18 protein-coding genes are annotated in these 22,463 nt (G+C 39.6%); 11 read left to right on the forward strand and 7 right to left on the reverse strand.

All coding sequences use genetic code 11. The features are described 5' to 3' along the window. Window positions 1-16 precede the first annotated feature (16 nt). The 4 genes from ACFSTH_RS18175 to ACFSTH_RS18190 all read left to right on the forward strand — a co-directional run bounded on the left by ACFSTH_RS18175 (window position 17) and on the right by ACFSTH_RS18190 (window position 4,866). The gene (locus tag ACFSTH_RS18175) at window positions 17-766 is read left to right on the forward strand and encodes a Crp/Fnr family transcriptional regulator (RefSeq protein ID WP_377774737.1); all 750 of its coding nucleotides are present in this window, start codon (window positions 17-19) and stop codon (window positions 764-766) included. Window positions 767-938: 172 nt separating this feature from the next. Beyond that, the gene (locus ACFSTH_RS18180) at window positions 939-1,523 is read left to right on the forward strand and encodes a glycerol-3-phosphate responsive antiterminator (RefSeq protein WP_377774791.1); all 585 of its coding nucleotides are present in this window, start codon (window positions 939-941) and stop codon (window positions 1,521-1,523) included. Then, window positions 1,516-3,009 (forward strand): glycerol kinase GlpK, encoded by a 1,494-nt coding sequence (gene glpK, locus ACFSTH_RS18185; protein ID WP_377774739.1) that lies wholly within the window; start codon window positions 1,516-1,518, stop codon window positions 3,007-3,009. The genes ACFSTH_RS18180 and glpK overlap by 8 nt, the downstream gene beginning before the upstream one ends. A 171-nt stretch (window positions 3,010-3,180) precedes the next feature. Beyond that, complete coding sequence (locus ACFSTH_RS18190; RefSeq protein ID WP_377774741.1) at window positions 3,181-4,866, forward strand: glycerol-3-phosphate dehydrogenase/oxidase; 1,686 nt, start codon at window positions 3,181-3,183, stop codon at window positions 4,864-4,866. Between the two features lie 148 nt (window positions 4,867-5,014). Here ACFSTH_RS18190 and ACFSTH_RS18195 read toward each other — a convergent pair whose 3' ends face one another. The 4 genes from ACFSTH_RS18195 to ACFSTH_RS18210 form a co-directional block, all read right to left on the reverse strand. Beyond that, window positions 5,015-5,599: a beta-class carbonic anhydrase gene (locus ACFSTH_RS18195; RefSeq protein ID WP_377774743.1), complete on the reverse strand. Its 585-nt coding sequence runs from the start codon at window positions 5,597-5,599 to the stop codon at window positions 5,015-5,017. Between the two features lie 117 nt (window positions 5,600-5,716). Continuing rightward, window positions 5,717-6,580, reverse strand: coding sequence for a 1,4-dihydroxy-6-naphthoate synthase (locus ACFSTH_RS18200; protein ID WP_377774745.1), 864 nt, complete (start codon window positions 6,578-6,580; stop codon window positions 5,717-5,719). After that, window positions 6,577-7,275: a futalosine hydrolase gene (locus tag ACFSTH_RS18205; RefSeq protein ID WP_377774747.1), complete on the reverse strand. Its 699-nt coding sequence runs from the start codon at window positions 7,273-7,275 to the stop codon at window positions 6,577-6,579. Before ACFSTH_RS18205 ends, ACFSTH_RS18200 begins: the two co-directional genes overlap by 4 nt. 117 nt (window positions 7,276-7,392) lie before the next feature. Then, window positions 7,393-8,007, reverse strand: coding sequence for a hypothetical protein (locus ACFSTH_RS18210; protein WP_377774749.1), 615 nt, complete (start codon window positions 8,005-8,007; stop codon window positions 7,393-7,395). A 396-nt stretch (window positions 8,008-8,403) separates the two neighbouring features. On the opposite strand from ACFSTH_RS18210, the gene ACFSTH_RS18215 reads away from it, so the two are divergent. The 5 genes from ACFSTH_RS18215 to ACFSTH_RS18235 all read left to right on the forward strand — a co-directional run bounded on the left by ACFSTH_RS18215 (window position 8,404) and on the right by ACFSTH_RS18235 (window position 14,529). Then, window positions 8,404-8,934 carry a YceI family protein gene (locus ACFSTH_RS18215; protein ID WP_377774751.1) on the forward strand — a complete coding sequence of 177 codons (531 nt, stop codon included), beginning with the start codon at window positions 8,404-8,406 and terminating at the stop codon, window positions 8,932-8,934. Window positions 8,935-9,179: 245 nt separating this feature from the next. Beyond that, window positions 9,180-9,629 (forward strand): DUF2269 family protein, encoded by a 450-nt coding sequence (locus ACFSTH_RS18220; RefSeq protein WP_377774753.1) that lies wholly within the window; start codon window positions 9,180-9,182, stop codon window positions 9,627-9,629. Between the two features lie 137 nt (window positions 9,630-9,766). Then, window positions 9,767-9,961: a cold-shock protein gene (locus ACFSTH_RS18225; RefSeq protein WP_377774755.1), complete on the forward strand. Its 195-nt coding sequence runs from the start codon at window positions 9,767-9,769 to the stop codon at window positions 9,959-9,961. Between the two features lie 266 nt (window positions 9,962-10,227). After that, complete coding sequence (locus ACFSTH_RS18230) at window positions 10,228-13,401, forward strand: MMPL family transporter (RefSeq protein ID WP_377774757.1); 3,174 nt, start codon at window positions 10,228-10,230, stop codon at window positions 13,399-13,401. 48 nt (window positions 13,402-13,449) lie between these two features. After that, window positions 13,450-14,529: an asparaginase gene (locus ACFSTH_RS18235; RefSeq protein ID WP_377774759.1), complete on the forward strand. Its 1,080-nt coding sequence runs from the start codon at window positions 13,450-13,452 to the stop codon at window positions 14,527-14,529. Window positions 14,530-14,615: 86 nt separating this feature from the next. Here ACFSTH_RS18235 and ACFSTH_RS18240 read toward each other — a convergent pair whose 3' ends face one another. Beyond that, complete coding sequence (locus tag ACFSTH_RS18240) at window positions 14,616-16,493, reverse strand: LTA synthase family protein (protein ID WP_377774761.1); 1,878 nt, start codon at window positions 16,491-16,493, stop codon at window positions 14,616-14,618. A gap of 230 nt (window positions 16,494-16,723) precedes the next feature. Between ACFSTH_RS18240 and ACFSTH_RS18245 the strand changes: the two genes are divergently transcribed. After that, window positions 16,724-17,608, forward strand: a complete 885-nt coding sequence (locus tag ACFSTH_RS18245; RefSeq protein WP_377774763.1) for a M15 family metallopeptidase — start codon at window positions 16,724-16,726, stop codon at window positions 17,606-17,608. 35 nt (window positions 17,609-17,643) lie between these two features. Next, a complete protein-coding gene (gene cls, locus ACFSTH_RS18250; RefSeq protein ID WP_377774764.1) occupies window positions 17,644-19,092 on the forward strand; it encodes a cardiolipin synthase in 1,449 nt (482 codons plus the stop codon). A 518-nt stretch (window positions 19,093-19,610) separates the two neighbouring features. Here the strand turns inward: cls and ACFSTH_RS18255 are convergent. Together ACFSTH_RS18255 and ACFSTH_RS18260 are read right to left on the reverse strand one after the other, a co-directional pair. Then, entirely contained in the window at window positions 19,611-20,432 is an 822-nt protein-coding gene (locus ACFSTH_RS18255) for a hypothetical protein (RefSeq protein ID WP_377774765.1), read from the reverse strand. A 27-nt stretch (window positions 20,433-20,459) separates the two neighbouring features. Then, window positions 20,460-22,439: a M1 family metallopeptidase gene (locus ACFSTH_RS18260; RefSeq protein WP_377774766.1), complete on the reverse strand. Its 1,980-nt coding sequence runs from the start codon at window positions 22,437-22,439 to the stop codon at window positions 20,460-20,462. Window positions 22,440-22,463: the final 24 nt, after the last annotated feature.

Genomic DNA, 22,463 nt, shown 5'->3' on the forward strand with positions numbered 1-22,463 from the left:
AAGGAGTGGGCGAAATATGAGTCGTACAGTAACGAAAAATCATTTCGCACTATCTGAAGCAGAAATTACACGCTTGCCAGTAAGAACAGCATCACCATTTACAAAAGAACAGGTAAAAATGTTGCAAAATATTGCACATCCTCGCATTATGGCGCCTAACGATTATTTATTTCGAGAAGGCACAGCTGCTGATCGCATCTTTTTGGTGCAATCAGGCAGTGTAAAAGTATATCGGCTTTTAAAAGGGGAAGAAATCAGCACGATGGCACTATACTTTCCCGGCGATTTGTTCGGTGAACCAGATCCGGATGGAAAAGCGATACATCAATATCGGGCGGTAGCCGTTGAGCCAACAGTTATTGGAGAAATTACGCAAAAAGATTTGAAAGAGCTTGTTAAAAACAATGGTAAATTTGCTGAATCATTAGTTGCGTGGTCCGGCCTTATGCATCGTATTACACAAAGTAAGTTGCGAGACTTTCTTCATTATGGGAAATCAGGAGCGCTATGTGCACTATTGCTTCGCTTATCGAATACGTACGCTGCTATTCACGATGGTAAGCGTTATATTGATAAACGAATTACTAATGCTGAGATGGCGGATATGATTAGTTCAACGCGCGAAAGTGTTAACCGATTGTTGGGTGACTTGCGTAGTAAAAACGTTATTTCTATGCTGGATGGTAAGATTGTTCTGCTAGATATTCCCTATTTACAACAAGTATGTAATTGCGACAATTGCCCATTGGAAGTATGCAGAATGTAGCCGAATTTAAGTATAAATATGTCCAATATGTTGTCCTTGTAGCGGGTAGTAAGAGGCTATGAGGGCATTTTTTTTGTTTTTAAAAGTTGCAATTGAACTAATTGTTTGTATAATTTTAAGTAACGAAGGTGAGCAGGATCACTTGTCAAATAAGCAAAAGTGGGGTGGTTACATGCCGAAAAAATTAGCCGGTCAACGAGTGTTACCAGCCACAAGTAGAATGAAGGATATGGAAGCAATTTTGGCTTCTCCGTTTACTTATATGGTGTTATTAGGTGGACGATTGGGGCAGCTTAAACCGATTGTTGATGTTGCCAAAAAACATGGCAAGCAAGTATTGTTGCATGCTGATTTAATTGATGGGTTGAAAAATGATGAGTATGCAGCGGAATTTCTCTGTCAAACGATTCAGCCTGCCGGGTTAATATCGACTCGTGCAAGCGTTATCAAAGTCGCTAATAAAAATGGATTATTAGCAATTTTACGATTATTCGCCATTGATTCTGAAGCGATAGAACGTAACTTTTTAATACTAGAAAAGTATCAACCAGACTATATTGAAATATTGCCAGGCATTGTGCCAGAAGTTATAGAGGAGATCAAGCAGCGGACCCAAGTGCCGATTATTGCTGGAGGATTGATTAAGACGGAGCAACATGTGGAGCAAGCGTTAGCTGCTGGAGCAACAGCAATAACTACTTCGCGCAAACAGTTGTGGGTAGCATCCTATGCTGGGGAGGGGAAACGGGATGAGTGAGCAGTTTATCATTTCTTTGGATCAAGGAACGACGAGTACAAGAGCAATGTTAGTGGATAAGCAAGGGGAAATTAAAGCGATTGTCAAAGAAGAGCTACAGTTACAATTTCCTAAACCTGGTTGGGTAGAAGTAGATGCGGAACAAATATGGCAGTCGACTTATCAGTTGTTAACGAAACTATTAGCAGCTGGAGAGGTGACAGCAAGTCATATTGCGGCATTAGGTATAACAAATCAACGGGAAACGACGGTCATTTGGGACAAGGTAACGGGGAAGCCAATTTATAATGCGATAGTTTGGCAATCACGGCAAACGGAAGCGATTTGTGAACAGTTACGACAAGATAGATATGATACGATCATTCATCAAAAAACAGGATTACTTATTGATCCCTATTTTTCCGGTACAAAAATAAAATGGTTACTGGATCATGTAGCGGGAGCGCGACAAAAAGCTTTAAGCGGTCAACTTTTATTTGGCACGATTGATACTTGGTTAATTTGGAATTTAACTGGTGGAGCTTGTCACATGACAGATGTGTCAAATGCTTCACGTACGATGTTATTTAACATTCATGACCGTTGTTGGGATGAGGAATTATTAGATTTGCTCCAAATTCCACACCAACTATTACCCGAAGTTCGTTCCTCTTCCGAAGTGTATGGAAAAACAGCAGCCAAGTTATTTGATAGTGCGATTTCGATTGCTAGTATGGCGGGAGATCAACAAGCAGCACTGTTTGGTCAGCAAGCTTTTTCCAAAGGTGATACGAAAAATACGTATGGTACAGGTTGCTTTATGTTAATGAATACAGGTACAGAAGCCGTTATGTCAAACAATGGATTGTTAACCACTATTGCTTGGGAAATAGATGGGAAAATGGAGTATGCGCTAGAGGGTAGTGTGTTTGTAGCTGGTGCTGCTATTTCGTGGCTACAAGAAAGTTTGCAGTTTATTGAAACAGCAGGCGAGACAGAAGCACTTGCTTCTCAAGTTACTTCTAGTGAAGGAGCATATGTCGTTCCTGCCTTTGTTGGTTTAGGTACACCATACTGGCGAAGCGACGTGCGAGGAGCAATATTTGGACTTACCCGCAATACGAATCGAGCACATTTTGTTCGGGCTGTATTGGAATCGTTAGCGTATCAATCCAAAGATGTGTTGCAAGTGATGGAGCTGGATGCACAGATAAAATTACAGTCGCTGCATGTCGATGGCGGTGTTGTTGCCAATAATTTATTGATGCAGTTTCAAAGCGACTTATTACAAGTACCAGTAATCCGACCTGCTAGTAACGAATCTACTGCACTAGGTGCAGCTTATTTAGCTGGTTTGGCGGTTGGATTTTGGCAAAGTAAACAACAAATAGCGGAATTGCAAAAAGTAGATAGAACTTTTTTCCCTAACCATGAAACAGATCACTATGAGCAGCTCTATGCTGGATGGAAAAAAGCGGTTAAGGCAGCTATAGCATTCGCTGATTAGGTGTGATATAGTTTACACAAGTTAATATTCGGTCGGAGATTCGGAGAAACCACAGAAACAGCTCATTTCCAATAGGGAGGTGGGTAGTTATCGTGTGGTTTCTCCTTTTTTTGTTGTATTCGGCCTATGGAGCAGCAAGTAGTTAAAGGACGATATGGGGGGGATATAACCATGGGAAATGTAGTGCAAACGGAAAAACAACTTTTTTCTGCGCTTAACCGCAGTACGATGTTGCAAGCAGCATCGGAAGAAACGATGGATCTACTTGTGATCGGAGGAGGAATTACAGGTGCGGGCATTGCGCTAGATGCAGCGGCGCGAGGGTTGAAAGTAGCGCTTGTCGATATGCAAGATTTTGCAGCAGGTACTTCTAGTCGATCTACGAAACTTGTCCATGGTGGTTTGCGCTACTTGAAGCAATTGGAAATTGGTGTAGTGGCGGAAGTGGGGAAAGAGCGAACGATTGTTTATGAAAATGGACCGCATGTGACGACACCAGAATGGATGTTGCTGCCGATGTACAAAGGCGGTACGTTTGGTCCTATTACGACAGCGCTGGGGTTGTCCGTTTATGACTTTTTGGCTGGAGTAAAAAAAACAGAGCGACGGAAAATGTTAAGTAAAGAAGAGACATTACGGAAAGAGCCATTGCTAAAGAAAGAAGGCATGAAGGGCGGTGGCTTCTACGTAGAATACCGAACGGATGATGCGAGATTAACAATAGAAGTTTTGAAAAAAGCAGTTGAATTAGGTGTTACAGCGATTAATTATGGGAAGGTCAGTTCACTTCGTTATGGAGATGATGGTCAACTTATCGGAGTAGTTGTGGAGGATATGATAGATCATCAAACCTATAACTGGACAGCGACCAAAGTGGTCAATGCAACAGGTCCTTGGGTAGACGAAATACGTGATATGGATCATTCCAAACAAGGTAAAACGTTGCGATTAACGAAAGGAGTTCATCTTGTTTTTTCGAACGAACGGTTTCCTTTGCAGCAGTCTATTTACTTTGATACCGCTGATGGGCGAATGGTGTTTGCTATACCACGAGATGGTAAGACGTACATTGGCACGACAGATACGGATTATAATGGAAATATTGCTCATCCTGTTATGTCAAAGGACGATCAGACCTATTTACTTGCAGCAGCTAACTTTATGTTTCCTAGCTTACAATTATCGGAGCGAGATGTCGAATCCAGTTGGGCAGGGCTTCGCCCGCTTATTCACCAAGAAGGTAAGGACCCATCCGAAATTTCACGTCGAGATGAAATATTCGTATCCAACAGCGGTTTAGTTTCCATAGCAGGTGGAAAATTAACTGGTTATCGCAAAATGGCAGAAACGGTAGTAGATAAAGTTATCGCTATGATGCAGCAGGAAGGGCTAGCAGTATCTGCTTATAAACCTTGTTCTACGAGGCACATGTCTATATCCGGTGGAGATGTTGGTGGTTCTGTTCAATTTCCTGTCTATATTGCTGAAAAAACCAAAGTTGGGCAAAAAATCGGATTTACGGAAGCGGAGGCACGGTTTTTAGTTACACGTTATGGCTCCAATATAGATATGATTTATGCTCTGGCAGAACAAGCGAAATTATGGGGAGCATCGTTTGGGTTGCCAGCACGATTAAGTGTGCAATTGTATTACAGCATTCATCAAGAAATGACGATGAAACCTGCTGATTTTTTTATACGGCGTACTGGTGATTTATTTTTTGATATTGCAAAAGTACATCAGTGGAAGGGAAAGATTGTGGAAGCGATGGGGCAAACGTTGGACTGGACAGACGAGCAGCGAGCGAGCTATATAGCCGAGCTGGAACAAGCGTTGCGAGATGCAGTAGGAACGTAACAATAATAACAGGATGATGAACGCTACAAAGTAATGCTAAGCAACAACAGCTATTCTAATCTAGTGAAATAAAGAGCCTTGTCTATCTACGTGCTTCCACCAAAAAATGATAGGACATGTTCCGATAAACAAGGTTCTATGTATTACTCTACTCTGTCAAAGCTTTCGGCTCTTCTTGATAATCAAAAACGATAGTTTCTAAATGACCGGTTTCTGGGTGAATGACAAACCCGTGTACAGGGATATCTTTCGGGAACAGAGGATGGTTGCGGATCATTTTAACACTATGCATAACACCTTCTTCGGGACATGTAAACCCACGTAAAAAGCGATCCATCTTAATGCCGGCATTTTCAAGTGTTTCAATAACTAGAGGATCGATACCATGTTCAACAAACTTGCCGACCATCCCTTTCGTATCGAGATTCGTCATGCCACATTCGTGATGCCCGATAACTAACACTTCTTTTGCTCCTAGTTCATAAACAGCTACTAAAATACTACGCATCGCACTACCAAAAGGTTGAGTTAAAATTGCGCCAGCATTTTTGATGAATTTGGCATCACCATTGCGCAAATTGAGTGCTTTTGGCAATAGTTCAAATAACCTAGTATCCATACAAGTGAGAATAGCTATTTTTTTATCAGGAAATTTATCCGTCATATAATCGACATACCGTTTTTCTTCCACAAACTTTTTATTGAATTCCAACAGACGTGGAACAATTGACATAAACATCCACCTCATTCATATAGAAAAATAATGAATTACGACATTATAATTTGCAATTCTTATTTATCTATTATTCATACATTGTCCTAGTTAGTCAAATAAAGCTTTTGTAGATCTTCAATCGTATAGTAATTTTTGGTCAAATTGAGGGACTAATTGCAGTTTCATCGCTGTCAATAGTAATGCTTCTACGGCGTTAAACCCTTGTTCTCCTAAATCATAGCTAAAATCATTCACGTAAAGATCAATATGTGCTTTTGCTACATCTCGATCCATTTCTTGTGCATGTTGTAGCACATATGCTTCTGAGCTTTCCGGATGATGCCATGCATGCTCTAAAGAGGCGCGAATAGCTGTAATAATCGGTTGCGCTTCTATTGTTCGCTTGGCAATAATTGCTCCGAGTGGAATCGGGTGACCAGTAGTTGCTTCCCACCACTGCCCAAGATCTAGTAATTGGTGTAGTCCGTATTGCTGATAAGTAAACCGAGCTTCATGAATAACAAGCCCAGCATCTATGTCGCTAGCTTGCAAAGCAGGCATAATATGATGGAAGGGCATGACAACTATTTCTCCGATTCCATCAGGGATATGCTTCGCAGCCCATAATCGAAATAATAAGTAAGCAGTGGATAGCTCACTGGGAACGGCAATTCGTTTTCCAGTTAACATGGAGCCATCATAATCGTCAACGGCATTAGCCATCGAGGTGGATGGCGCTTGTCTTGTTAACAACAGAGGACCACAACCACGCCCTAATGCGCCACCGCAAGGTAACAGTCGATAATCGTTTAGTACATAAGGTAGAGCGGCAAATGAAATTTTCATAACATCCATATCGTTTGTATTTTGTGCCCATTGATTGGTTTGATCAATATCAGCAAAAGTAACATGGACAGAAGGTGCAGTAGCGATAAGTTGATTAGCCCAAGCATGAAATATAAACGTATCGTTCGGGCATGGAGAATAGGCAATTTTCATTTCTCGATCCTTCTTTCTTGAATATCAAATAGCGGAGCTAACGCACAAAAAGTGTGCTTCAACGTATGAAGTGCTTCAGTGATACGCCAACTGCTACGGTCTCTGGGACCAACTTGATTAGATATTGCTCTTATTTCGATAACCGGTATATTGGCTAATTGAGCTGCAGTGGCAACACCGGACCCTTCCATTGCTTCTGCTGCAACATTGGGAATATTTTGAATCCATCGATTAGCACTTTTAGCGCTGCCAGTTGCCGTTGCTACTGTAATAATTGGTGCAATTATCGCTTGTATATTGGCCTGTTGTAGAGCTTGCCCAGCGTGATTAGCAAACATAGTATCTACTTCGTAATCATTTTTTCCAAAACCTAGCTGTTCGACTGGAATAAAGTTTTCTCCGTCCTCTGCTCCCAAATCGGCAGCAACTATTACATCGGATATGACGATGGAGCCGATCGGAGCTATCGTAAAACCACCACCTATACCAGCGCTAATAATGAGGTCATAATTCGTTTTAGTTATAGCAGTTGCAGTTACAGCGGCAGCGGCAGCAGGACCAACACCACAAGTAATAATATCAATAATAGCGTCATAATCGGTAAGCTGTATCCCTTCAGAAATAGCTGTTTGTTCCACAGCTACTGCTGTTACGACTAATATTTGTGGAAGCCTGCGCTGATTCGTAGTAGACAATTCTAAAACTCCTTTGCATACGAATATGTAGTATACGTATATTTTACCAAACGAAATAATAATTTGTTAGAGCATAACAAAAAGTCCTGTTCCATTGTCGGTTGCAGGACGTTTGTATTAGTAACGATGCCGTAGTTGTTCTTCTGGTTGTTGGTGTACACACATTGTTGCAGCGGTCGCTTGTTCATTGTTTCGATGTTGTATTGCCCATATGATCATACTGAACAGTACAAATACCGTCATCGCAAGAAAGCTATCGCCCCACGTAAATGCTGAGATGGGAAACATGCTACATATAATTACGATGGTAGCTCCTAAAGCGGATATTTGAAAAGGTGCTACTAAATCAGGATGAGAAGCATGTCTTCGTCGTGCCGTATCAAGGGCTCGAAATGTTTGGGCAGTCGTTCGTTTTGTGAGTAAAAATAACCGAGGACGCGAGACGAACCATAACATGAACATTGGTAAAATAACGCAAGAAAAATGTACGGTAATCATGGCAGCATGATAGGTTTGATAATAAGACCAATGCAATATAATATTGGTTGCCACCATTATAGCGGATAACAGAACAATACTATGTAGTAAATAGATTGACTTACGTAATTTTTCGTACAAATCTTTTTCGTGAAAACTTAAATATAATTTTGGAATTTTGAAGCTAGCTAGCCAGCTTAACAATAGAAAAATAGCAATAACTGATCGATCTGCGCTTATCCAAATAAAATGCATGTGCAACCCTCCTTTACATTTAGAAGTTCAGTATGTATTAAGTGGTAAGTTAAGTAGTAAGTGTAAGAAATTAGTATTACCAATGCTAAGGCTTAGTTATATTCATTATAGAGCATACTACCTCTTGCTGGAAGGATTAGAAACGGTCGTTGGTCTCAAATGTAACTGGACTTCAGTCCAGTTGCCCTGTATGGAGTAGGTTGTCCATGTTAGAGCCTTTTCTATTATGACGTAATGTCCTCATATTATGTTACGTAACGGTTTGTAAAGTCATAAAAATTAATTGTGACAAATGATTGACATTTATTGAGGTGTATGATACGATAATTATGTTAGTAAATATAAAATTGTAAGTAAAATAAAATGATAATTATATATTTTCGGGAGGGACGTAACATGTCAAAAACAAACTGGTCAGTAGATGTGGCGCATAGCACAATTGAATTTTCAGTAAGACATATGATGATCGCCAAAGTAAAAGGATTGTTTCATCAATTTGAAGCGGACATTACAGCAGATCCGCAAGATTTGACTACAGCAGATATTGCATTCCGAATCGATTTGAATAGTATTGATACGAGAAATAACGATCGAGACAATCACTTACGCTCTGCAGATTTCTTTGAAGTAGATAAATATGGCTCATTAACTTTTAAAGCTACTTCTATTTCTAGAGTTTCTGGCAATGTGTATAATATTACAGGCGATGTTACACTGCATGGTGTCACACGTGTAGAAACATTTGAAGCAGAGATGCTGGGTACAGCGACTGATCCGTGGGGAGCCGAAAAAGTTGGTTTTACAGCCAAAGGTGTACTGAAGAGAAGTGACTACGGATTAACTTACAATGCTGCACTGGAAACAGGCGGAGTACTTATCGGCGATGATGTAAATGTTAGTATTGAGATTGAAGCAGCCAAAGGGTAAATAAGATTACTAATTAAAAGATGGCAGTATAAATAAAAAATGGTGGATGATAGGTTACCATCCCAACGTTCCTGATGCAATTTTATATTGCTCATGAACGTTTTTGCTTTATTACGTTAAAAAAAACGGAAAATGATTGATTAGTTGATATGTTGTCGATTATGATAGCAATGTAAGACATTCGGCATAGATCGTATAGTACAGAAGCTGCTTATTACAGCGATGCCACAAAGGTGAGGTAGCCTATGATCTATTTTATTATGTATTATATACATGTTTTGGCAGCGATTACAACAGTGGGAATATCGATAGCATTTCCTATTATGACACGTTCTGCTCGAACTGTTAGCGAAGCAAGACAACATATCGACTTGTTTCAAAAAATAAAATTTATTCCACATATCGGTAGCATTATTGTCTGTTTAACGTCATCTTTTTTACTTATGCTACAACCTGACTTAATTTCTGAACCTTGGTTTATTTTATCTTTACTTATTTATTTTTTTATTCAAGTTTATACTGCAAGCACAATAACAGGAAGATTAAAGAAGCAATCTTTAATTTTGCAAGCGCATACAGAAGAAGAGTTGCCACTACAATATAAGCTATTTACCCGCAAAGCACTGCCAATGGAGATTACTAGCGAGCTGTTAATTATTGTATTGATCGTACTTATTATTTTTAAGCCAACTTAAGATTTTGAGTTGTATCTTTGTATTGTACATTTGCAAAAGTGGCTGTAATATGGTAGCATTGGAAGTATTGCAAATCGTTTCCATTTTGTTGTTGATCGCTTCTGCATTTTAACGAAGATGAAGTGAGGAGGATCACGATGTACAATCGTAAAAAACAGCTCGAGCCAGTACCGGAGGAAAACACGAAAGTATGGATTTGTGAGACGGAAGGCTGTAACAGCTGGATGAGAGAAGACTATACTTTTGCTGCTGAGCCTGCATGTGCTATATGCAGCGGTACGATGTCAATTGGTGAAAAGATGTTACCTACGCTCAGTAATACGACTGGGTAACTGCGAGAAGGGGTTGCTATATCTACCTATACAGGTTAGAGCAGCTCCTTTTTTGCTGTTTAAAAATAGCTATGTATGTGAACAAGTTCACATTGCAGCAAAAAAAGTGTATAATAAACGTTAGCTAAAGAGAGAAGACGGTAGTCATACACAAATGAGACTGACTGGTCAGTTACTACGAATTCATAATTTGTAATGTTACATTGTGAATTTTAATACAATGAATAGTAGTGGATTGACAATATAAGAGTGGGAGGAAAACTTCGATGAAAACAATTTTAAAGTTTAAGTGGGTAATTATGGCGTTATGGATTGTAGCAGCGATTGGGCTAATGTTTACAGCTCCATCCATGCAGGATTTGGTGCGCACCAAGGGACAAATTGATGTTCCAGCAGGTTATTCCTCCAAGGTGGCAACTGAGCTAGCTAAAGAAATTAATGCTGGCGAAGGAGAAGGTAGTGCGGCAGGGTTAGATACGGTCTTAGTATTTCATAAAGACGGGGGTTTAGATCAAGCGCAAATAGATGAAGTAAAACATACAGTGAATCAATTAAAGGAAGATCGTGAGTCACTAGGCATTACTTCAGTTACGTCACACTATGATACAGCGGAGTTAAAAGATCAATTAGTTTCAAAAGATGGTAGTTCTATTCTTGTAATGTTACAGGTACAACCAGGTGATATGGAATTAAGTCAAGTGCGCGATAATATCTATACTGCACTTGCTGATACGACCGTTGACCATTATATGACTGGTGATTGGGTCATTGCAGAAGATTTGATACAAAGTTCGGAAGATGGCTTGAAAAAGACAGAACTCATTACTATCGTTTTTATTTTAGTCATTTTGTTCATCGTATTCCGATCAGCGTTGGCTCCTTTTGTGCCGTTACTTACTGTAGGCATATCTTATTTAGTGTCTCAATCTATCGTATCTTTTTTAGTGGAATACGCTGATTTTCCATTATCTAATTTTACGCAAATATTTATGGTCGCCATTATGTTCGGTATCGGAACAGATTATTGTATATTGCTTATTAGTCGCTATAAAGAAGAACTATCGCATGGTCATAACCGCATTGACGCGATTGTTAATACGTATCGTACAGCGGGTAAGACGGTGTTTTACGCTGGTCTTGCTGTACTAATTGGCTTCACAGCAATCGGATTCTCTACATTTGTATTGTATCGATCTGCCGTAGCTGTTGCTGTCGGTGTTGCGGTATTACTTATTGCATTGTATACGATAGTTCCATTTTTCTTAGCTGTACTTGGAAAAGGATTGTTTTGGCCAGCCAAAGGTTCAGTGGAGCATAAACAAAGTAAACTATGGGGTCGAGTAGGTAGTTTCTCATTGAAACGGCCAGTATGGACGTTGTTAATTTTGGCGGTCATTATAGTTCCTCCTTTACTTGCGCACAAAGGAGATGTATCTTACAACTCATTGGATGAAATTGGTGAAAAATATAGTTCCGTCAAAGGTTTTAATCTTATTGCGGATCGATTTGGGCCAGGGGAGACGTTGCCAGCATCGGTCGTTCTAAAGACAGATAAACCTATGGATAATAGTGAAGGACTGGCTTTGATCGAGAAAGTGACGAGGGAATTGTCAGGCGTAGATGGTGTGAAATTTGTTCGCAGTGCTACACGACCTGTGGGAGAAGAGATGGATGAGTTTTTAGTAGCAGATCAAGTGACTGTTCTAGATGATGGTCTAGTACAGAGTGGAGATGGTTTGTTACAAATAGAAGGTGGATTGAGCGAAGCTAGCAACGCACTAGCTGAGAACGCACCACAGCTACAAGATGCTGCCAAAGGGGCAGAGCAATTAATCAGTGGTACGAATGAACTGAAAACGGGTGTTAGTCAACTTAGCGCAGGGTTGAAAGAAATACAACGTGGTATGACAGAAGGATCTACCGGTGCAAAGCAATTGCATCAGGGATTAAGTGAGGCGAGAAAAAGTGCGGAGCAATTATCCGAAGCGGCACAACAGTTGGAAGCTAGTTATAACGAGCTAGGTGGCGGTCTGAGCCAGTTAACAGATGGTTATCAACAAATAGCTAGCGAGCAGATGAAGGTTGCAGAGGGACTGTCTGGTGCGGTGCTGCAAGTCGAAGCATTACAACAAACGTTTCCTGAATTAACAGGTGACGAGCAGTATATGACGGCATTGGAAACGGTGAAGCAATTGCAGCAAGGTGCTTCCACGATTGGTACACAATTAACGGAGATGTCTACACAACTTGGCATCGTGCAAGCAGGTGTCACAAAAGCTAATGAAGGATACAGTCAGGCGACTGCCGGACAGTCACAGCTGGCACAAGGGCTTGGAGCGTTAGTGCAAGGAATTGCTGAATTAGAGCAGGGGCTCGTACAGGCAGCAGCTGGTCAAGGGAAAATCGTTGCTGAATTGCCTAATATCAGTGGCGGGCTAGAACAATTGGCTGATGGGCAGCAACAGCTACAAGCAGGATTTGCTTCGTTAGATGGTCAATTAGGAACACTTACTAGCGGCTTGGACGAAAGTGTCAGTGGTCTTAAGCAGATTCAAGGTGGTTTAGTTACTGCTGGAGATTATTTGCAATCACTATCACAAACAGCAGACAAACAAATGGCGGGCTGGTATATTCCAGCAGATGTTACGGAAAACGAACAATTCCAAATGGCTCTAGACATGTATATGTCTGCTGACCGGAAAACCGTTAAATTTGATGTTGTATTCGAAAGTAGTCCCTATGAACAACAGGCAATGGAGCAGGTCGAGCCACTACAAGCAGCGGCAAACCGAGCGATAATGTCAACGGACTATGCGAATGCAGAACTGGCAGTCGGTGGAGTTACTAGTATGAACCATGATTTGAAAACATTGTCCGATGCCGATTATTCGAGAACAGTGACCTTTATGCTGATTGGGATTGCCATTATACTAATTATTTTATTCCGTTCAATCGTTATACCGCTATACGTCATTTTATCGTTGATCGTAACTTACTTTACTTCTCTGGCTTTGACTGAGTTAGTTTTTGTAAAAGTAGCAGGTTTAACAGGTTTAAGCTGGCCAGTACCATTCTTTGGCTTTGTTATTTTAATCGCATTGGGCGTAGACTACAGTATATTCTTAATGGATCGTTTTAGAGAATATCGTCATCTTGATCCGAAAGAAGCTATTTTAGAAGCGATGAAAAATATGGGCTCGGTTATTATGTCAGCAGCCGTTATTTTAGGTGGAACATTTGCGGCTATGCTCCCTTCAGGAGTAATGTCATTACTACAGATTGGGACGATGGTATTGTTTGGATTGTTGTTGTACGCTATCATTATGTTGCCACTATTTATACCAATTATGGTACGCATGTTTGGAGTTGCGAATTGGTGGCCTTTTATGGGAAAAGAGAGCAGTAATGATCATCAGAAGGATAACCAACTACACATGTAATAGGTGCGAGTTTCTATTTTCCGCATCATGAACGATGGAGGTCGTAGTTTGAAACGTATACTCGTTATATTTACAGGCGGTACGATCGGCAGTAAACAACAGGAGCAAGCAATCGATATTAATGAACAAGGTACTGCTCTATTGCTGGATAGTTATAGACAACAGCCGTTTTATCGCACAGATATCCAATTAGATGTAGCTCAACCTTTGAATATATTAAGTGAAAATATCGATCCAAGTCATTGGCAGTTATTAGCGGAGTATGTACAACGAATTAACCAAGCGGAATATGATGGTATTGTCATTACTCACGGCTCGGATACGCTCGCGTATACTGCATCGTTATTTTCTTTTATGTTTGCTGATTTTACGATTCCACTAGTATTTACAGCAAGCAATTATCCTATCCCAGACAAGCGGAGCAATGGTTTGCGCAATTTGGGTGGCAGTTTTGATTTTATTTGTTCTGCTACTATTCCAGGCATTTTTGTAGTTTATGAGGATAATAAAGGGGAGCAGCAAGTATACTTGGGTTCACGTATTGAACAGTGCACTTCTTTTGACGATCAGTTCAGTAGCCCCTATCGGTTGACATTCGGTCAGATAGATAAAGGGACAAGACAATTTGTACCACAGATTCATCCATTGAATCCCCCTCTATCGCTATTAAAACCGCAGGAGGTGCCTTTTGATCGTCATACAGTCATTGCACAGTTAACGAATCGAATTCAGTATATTAAACCCTATCCTGGGCTCGATTACAGTTACTATCAGTGGGGAGAGCAAAAACCGTTAGCGATTGTTCATGATTTGCATCATTCCGCAACTGCATGTGCTTCTTCTGTGGAGCGATATTCTTTGCCCAAGTTTATTGCAAGATGTAGGCAAGAAAACATACTTGTTTTTATTTGCCCACTGAAGGATAAGGAAATAGCTTTGTATAGTTCATCTGTAGAAATACTGGATGCTGGAGCAATTCCATTGGACAAAATAACGGTAGAAGCTGCAATGATGAAACTAATAATCGCAGGTTCACTTCATGAGGATTGTACGTGGTTGGAACAGTTTATGACGACTAAATCACTGTATTTTGAACATTTTCACGTTTATACGGATGAATTGAATTAACCCGATAATATGCAAAAAGCGCAATTTTCTTGCTGACGATACAGAGAAACTAATCTCTAACAGCTTGGAAAATTGCGCTTTTATTATTATTTTTTGTTCGCTTGTTTTTTCCAGCTTGGAAGCTGATTGGCGTAGCTATCGGATAAATTTAATAATTCTAAGGCACGTTCGAACTCATCTTCCGTTGCAGATCGTTCTTCGCTTACACCATTACCAGCTAATGAGTAGTGTGTGCCATCTTCATAGCCACTTCCTGACAAAAATAATTCTTGACTGCTTAAAAATGAACCCGTTGGTAAATAATAACGCTGTGGCAATATATTATACGGTTGATTCATTAAATCTTGACCGAAGTGGATTTGATTGTCCAGACTAACTCCTAATAAATTGGCAAGCGTTGGTAAAATGTCGATTTGTCCACCTAACTGTTCATGAACAGCAGTGGAAGCATCGTTAGGGTCAATAATGATAAGCGGAATATTAATCATATCTGTGTAATTATATTCACGACCATAGATTTCTGACATGAGGTCCTTTTCTTCTCGGGTAAGAGAATACATTGGTAAACCTAAATGATCACCATATAATACGATTAAACTATCCTCCCAAACCCCTTGTGCTTTTAAATCTTCAATAAATGAGCCAAGTGCATAATCTGCATAATACTGAGATTTTAAATACGAGCCTACCATCGTGTCATTGAATCGATTAGGCAAATCAATAAGCGTGAGTTCTTCTGGTATAGTATAAGGATGATGGGCTGTCATCGCAATGACATGCGCATAAAAAGGAGCCTGCTCCTCATTCAATCGTTTCAGTTCATCGGCAGTTTTATCATATAGCACTTCATCTGGTGCGCCGAAGAAAATAATGTTGTCATCACCAAAAAATTGTTGGTCATAATAGCGATCAAATCCAAGAGCCGTATACAATTCGCCGCGATTCCAGAAGTCTACAACGTTCGTGTGGAAAGTTGTTGTATAGTAGCCAGCTTGTTTTAACAATTTTGGCAAACTAGGTAATTCCTTTTCACCATAGATCTGCGAAGCAGCTCCTCGAGATGGAATATAGAGCGATGTATTAACGACAAATTCAGCATCAGATGTATTTCCTTGTCCTACCTGCTGATAAAAATTATTAAAGTAATGACCGTTATTTACAAGTTCGTTGAATACTGGTGTAATTTCTTGCCCATCGACACGCAAATTAACTAAAAAGTTTTGAAAAGATTCCATTTGAATCATAATCAAGTTTTTTCCAGCAGCAGAGGCGTATTTCTCCGGTTGATCCGGAACGGTAATTTGTTTTATGTCTCTAATTTTGTCTTGTGTAATTTGTTTCGGCTCGACAAGTTCCTTGTCTTCACTAGACAGAATCGTGTAAGCTTCATAATTGAAAATACCCATTTGTTCTGCTTTAACTATTTCGTTCATACTCGCACGGTGCGGCAATACGTTAAATAAACAGATGGCGAGTGATAGAGAAAAAACAGATAAAACAATTTTTCGACTGTAGCGTTGATTGTATTGGTGAAATAGTTTTTCTTTCTTTTTCTTTCTACCAAATACAAAAAATGAAATAATGATAATGTCTAGAAAAATAAGCAGGAAGTAGGGATGTATAAGTGTGAATACACTGTTGCGTACCGCCCCCACTTGATTCACCTGTGCTAGTGCATGGTAAGTTGGGATGACACCATAATACTTGTAATACATGATCACTGCGAATAAAATAGAGGTCATAACGATGTTAGCAATCCAGTAATAGAGTAATTTACGTTTTCCAGCAAAGTACTCAATTAAACAAAAGACAGATAGAGAAAAAGCTACTTCTTTAAATACTGTTAAAACAGAGAGACCACCTTCTAGTAACACCATCCAAGTCAATACACTTTTAATGAAAATGATAACAGAAAAAATAACAATCGGACGAGTGTGCAATAATCGTTGCATTGTTTGTAACATTTGAAAAATTCGACCACCTTTCACGAACGAAAACAGGCGGCTTGATCAGCCAGCCTTTCAACTTGTACAGTCTATATTTACTAATTACTTACTATTATTATGCTTGAGAATACACTGTTTTGTCAAAAGGCAAAAGCTAGGTATCGCAATAAAAAGAAAATTTTAACATTTGAAATTATTACTTATACCGTGTCATAGCACAAGGCGAAATGAAGAAAGAAGGGGAAGTAGTGAAGAAAATTACAGCTTTAGCAATTGTAGCGCTAGTAGTAGTAGGAGTTATATTCGGAGTGAAGTGGGCAAAACAACAAAATTTAACTGCCAAAACTGCACAAACAAAACCAGTATTAACAGATGAAAATCAGGAAACGGAGAACAACAAGCAAAATGAACAAGAAGGAAACGTTACAATAGAACAACCAACGGATCACAGCAATTCAACGCCAACTCCATCACCTACGCAGGAGCCGGAGGCTAATCATACAGAGGAAGAGGACCCAGACTCTTTAGGGGAGAGTATTACTGTTATTGCGGAGCCAGAATCGATTGCTGCTCTTGTTAATCCTAATAACCGACTACCAGATCAATATGAACCAACCGATTTGGTTTATCCGGATGTCCGCTTTATTTTTGCAGAAAAATTAGATAAGCGTAAGCTACGCAAAGAAGCCGCTACAGCGCTAGAAGAGATGTTTGTTGCTGCTGAAGAGGATGGTTACTACTTAGCAGGCGTATCTGGCTATCGCTCGCGAGAGTACCAAAAGCAGCTGTTTAATCGCTATGTAGCAAAAGATGGTGTGGAAAAAGCGAAAACATACAGTGCTTACCCAGGGACAAGTGAACATGAGACTGGTTTGGCTATGGATGTTACTCGAAGTGACGGAAAATGTGCGGCTAGTGACTGTTTTGGCGATATGGATGAAGCGACTTGGATTGCTAAATATGCTCATCAATTTGGATTCATTGTCCGATATCCTGAAGGGAAGCAAAATATTACAGGTTATAAATATGAACCATGGCATTTACGCTATGTTGGCATAGAGCTTGCTGAACAGTTGAATACGAATGATCAGACGCTGGAAGAATATTATGATGCAGTGCCTGTTAGCAGATAAGCTGTAGGGCTGAATAGAAGAGGTGCGTATTTACAATGGGACTTATGCAAAACATCACCATTATTGTTTTTCTGCTTAATATATTTTTGGCTATTACTATTATTTTTTTAGAGCGTCGTAATGTGACGGCAACATGGTCATGGGTACTGATTTTATTTTTTATTCCAGTGCTCGGTTTTATCCTATATTTAGTTCTCGGTCAGAAGTTAAAGAAGCGCAAGTTAACTAAATTGCTCGGTGATCATCGCATTATCATTCAAAGTGCCATAGAGAATCAAGCAGAGCAAATGCAATCGAATCAGATGGAGTATGCCGATCCCTCGACAGCAACGTATCGTGATATTCTATATATGAATTTGATGACGAGTCAGGCTATTTATACGAGCGACAATGAAGTAGATATTTTTATTGATGGTAATGAAAAGTTTGATGCACTAATCTCAGATATTGAGACAGCGACACATCATATTCATCTGATTTATTATATTGTTCGCGACGATGCGCTCGGCAGACGATTAATGCATGTATTAACGGAGAAAGCGAAGCAAGGGCTTGAAATAAAGTTTTTGTATGATCATATTGGAAGTTCGCGGCTCACAAAACGATTTTTTGCCCAGTTTTTAGAAGCGGGTGGAGAAGCTGTCGCATTTTTTCCATCACGTATTCCCTATTTGAATTTAAAAATAAATTATCGTAATCATCGAAAACTAGTTGTCATTGATGGACGAGTTGGCTATATTGGTGGTTTTAATATCGGTGATGAGTATTTGGGGTTAAATAAAAACTTAGGTTATTGGCGCGATACTCATTTGAAAATTATGGGGCATGCTGTTTTGCAGATGCAGGCGCAGTTTTTGATGGACTGGAACTTAGCGACAAACAGTACATTGGAGTTAATTGAACCGTATTTTCCTGTCGCCAACTATAGTGGTAACGGAATTGGTATGCAGTTAGTATCTAGTGGTCCAGATAGTGAATACCAGCAAATTAAAAATGCTTTTATTAAATTAATTTATTCTGCTCGAGAAACGATAGCTTTTCAAACGCCATACTTTATTCCCGATGAAAGTTTTATGACGGCTTTGCGGATTGCTGCGAAGTGTGGGGTAGATGTAAAAATAATGTTGCCAAATAAACCAGATCATTTTTTTGTATATTGGGCGAGTAATTCCTATTTGGGTGCTTTGCTTGATGTAGGTATAAAAGTGTATTTATATGAAAATGGCTTTTTGCATGCTAAGACGTTAGTGGTGGATGGCAAGGTGGCTTCTGTGGGAACTGCAAATTTGGATATTCGTAGTTTTAAGCTGAACTTTGAAATTAATGCATTTATTTACGATACGAGGACAGCCGTTAAATTGATGGACATTTTCGAGCAAGATAAAGAAAAATCGACAGAATTGACCAAAGAGATGTATGAACAACGATCAGTAGCTAATCGATTCAAGGAGTCGATTTCTAGATTATTAAGTCCTATTTTATAACTATAAATATACCCTACCAAATAATAGAAGGATTCCGCTCATCGATGATGATCAGAATCCTTCTATTTACTTTTACCGCTTATATTCAATTTAATTAAACGCTCCATTTCTTTGTTCGAAAAACATAACCTCGTGGAAAATACTATATCCTTTCTCCGGTAGTGAGTGCTCTTCGTCTTTTCATACTATTCATAATTGTTACTATACTCATCATATATTACACAAGGATCATTTGTTCTAATCTTTTATCCATCTTACATCAATCAGAAAAGTTAACTTCAATAGCTACTTATTCTAGATAACCCGCATGTCCAGTTTATGCTATGCTGCTCCTTTCTTTCGTCTTTGACATGCATCGCTAACCGTCTCCACTGGACTATCCCCTTTCTGCAAGAATTAATTTGATTATACACTATTATTTTAATTTTGTAAATATTCAGATAACTTGTCTTTTTAAATTAACTTACAGTCATAACGATGATAGAGAACATCGTCATAACTGTATGTATGCGATTGTATTATTGTTCTAGCTTGTGCAGTAGAAAATGGCTTTGTGCTGTTAAGGTCCATACTTTCATCCATGTTGTCACTAGTTGGCTAATTTGGTGAATGACGAGGGCAGCAAACCCTGCCCACAATAAAGTAGTAGTGGAGAAGAGAGAGTTTACCCCAATGCCGATCACCCATAATAATACCGAAAGGATGAGGTAAGGAATAAAAGAGCTGACCGTTCGCTGTAAGATGGTGACAACTTTACGCTGTGCAACGATACCGACTTGCAGGGCAACACTGAACAAGTGAATAGCTAATGCATAGATTCCCCATCCAACGAGCCAAGGTCCAATCTCTGTTAATAATTGCCCAACCGTAAGAGCAGTAGTTAATTTTTGTGCCAGAATAGGGAGAAGCCATATAGCAGGTACTATCATTGTTATTACTCCTAACCAATAGATAGCGGAGACTTTTTTCCAATGTGTCCGAATTCCTTCCCGAAAACGTGTACCTTTCACTTGTTGTATTTGGCGCTGGATAGAATGAAATAACCCACTATGTATAAATGGTGTAATAAGCATACGAACGGCAATAATCGCTACGAGTGTACACAAGTATGGCATAATCATATTTGTTTTGGTTAATTGAAATTGAGCTTCTGTTAAAAATATTTGTTGTGCATGCTCGATTGGGGCTCCACTTGGATAACGATGCAAAATGGGAACAACTATATTATCAATAAAACGATATAAAATAAAACCAATAATGAATCGATATAGAAACAGAAAAAGGATGAGAGGAAAGTGCTGTCTTGTTAAAGTCCAAGCACTTTTCATCGTTGCTTTCATAAACATCGCTCCCCGCGTAGTCAGTAACTAAAATAATAAACCTTTGAATAAAACATCGAATATTTTTACAGTGCCAATATTCCAACGTACGCGCCATTCTTTGGGCGTTTCGGTTCGCATATAATTGTTAATTAATTTGTTATCAAGTAAGTTAATTTGTTGAGGATCGATCATAGCCCATTCCAAAGGTGCGGTGTGTGTTTCTATAAATGTTTCTTCTTCTTGCTTTCCATTCCACAGTTTGGTACGAGTAGTGCCATCTTTAAATTTTAGAATAACAGGCATTTCCTCTTGCTTAGCAAAACTGCGTTGCACTGTAATATTTGATTCGTATTGGAGTGGATCGGTTTTTTTCAATGGCTTTACAGCGATACTTTTCACTTGGTAGTCTGCTGTATCATTGTTTTTTACAAATCGTTCAAAATATTCGTCCCAGCTTTGTTTCGTAATTTTTTCTAATGTCGCTTGGAAATCATCGGTGGAAGGATGCTTGAATTTAAATGTTTGGAAATAGGCACGCAATACTTTTTTCATTTGATCATCACCAATTTGATTTTCAATATCTCGCAACACTAGTTTAGAGCGAATATAAACGTTCTCTGCATACTGTTTATGATTATCGAATTTCCACGCGTCTTGCAGTAGTGGTGCTGGGTCGGTAATAAAACTTGCTTCTGTACGTAAATTAGGAACGACACCATAGACAGCTTCCATTATTTTGTCTTCGGAGTAGGAGGTAAAGCCTTCATCGAGCCAAGCTTCTTCGAATTCATTAGAAGCTACCATCCCGTACCAATACTGGTGTGCAGTTTCGTGTATTACCACTCGTTCTAATTCATATCCGGGATTATCTTTATCAGCTGCAAAAGCTGTAATGAGAGTCGGATATTCCATACCGCCTGCTCCACTTGCTCCTTTTGGCGGAACAACGATAGATAATGTACTGTAAGGATAAGGACCATACCATTTGGCTAGTTTGATTAACGCTGATTTCGCTGCATGAATGTACCGTTCTTTTAGTGCGGCATGTGCGGGGTCTAGGTACAACTTTAATCTAACGCCTGGTATCCCTTCTTCAGAAAAAGCATATTCTTCATATAAAAAATGTGGAGAAGCTGCCCAAGCAAAATCATGAACATCTTCGGCGTAATATTGGTGTAACGCTCGTCCGTTCTCAGCGGTAGCCGGTTTTACTTGTATGCCGGTAGCGGCTACTTGGAAATCTTCTGGTACGTTAATTAGTACGTTATACATAGCAAAGTTGCTGTAAAATTCCGAGTTTCCGTGATATTGATGCAAATTCCAGCCTTCTGTCGTCCGACCTCTCATCCCGCTTGTTTCATATGCTGCAACTTTGGGAAACCATTGTCCAGCCATAACAAAATTATCGTAGTATCCCATTCGAGCGAATATTTCTGGTAATTTGACGGTAAATCCGACTATCAAAGTAACGGATTGACCAGCTGCTACAGGCTCTGGCAATCGGATACGCATCATCGTTTTATCTTGAGCATTATTGTCATCTGGCTGCACATATTGCATGCGTGGTAGCAAACTATCTCCTTCGAGTGTGGTCAGGCTCGTCACATCCATATATCCGACACTAGCAGGTGTAGCTTGATCTTCCCGTAATTTTCCACCGGACTCTTTCATAAAAGTAGATTGATTAGAGTGAAAGGCATTGGCATAGAGATGAAAGTACAAGTCAGTCACTGGTTTGCGACCAGGATTGTGCCATGTTATCGTTTGTTGACCATCAAGATGCCGAATATCATCTCGTAATTTCACAGAAATATGATATTCTACCGTTCGATTGCTTAACGGTTTTTTGTTTGATGCAGGCAGTTTATTTGGTACTGGTTCATTTACTGGTTGTGCGGCTTTTTCTTCGGATACTAGAGTTAACGATGATGACCATGCTTGTGGTTGTGCATCTTGCATGGAAAGTGTCACCAAAATAATAGAGCATATACTGATTAATATTTGTTTGAAATAGCTAGGACGCATTCTATATTCCCTCCCATTGACAAG

Origin of the sequence: Paenibacillus yanchengensis (genome assembly GCF_042684845.1) — a bacterium.
Lineage (GTDB): Bacteria > Bacillota > Bacilli > Paenibacillales > Paenibacillaceae > Pristimantibacillus > Pristimantibacillus yanchengensis.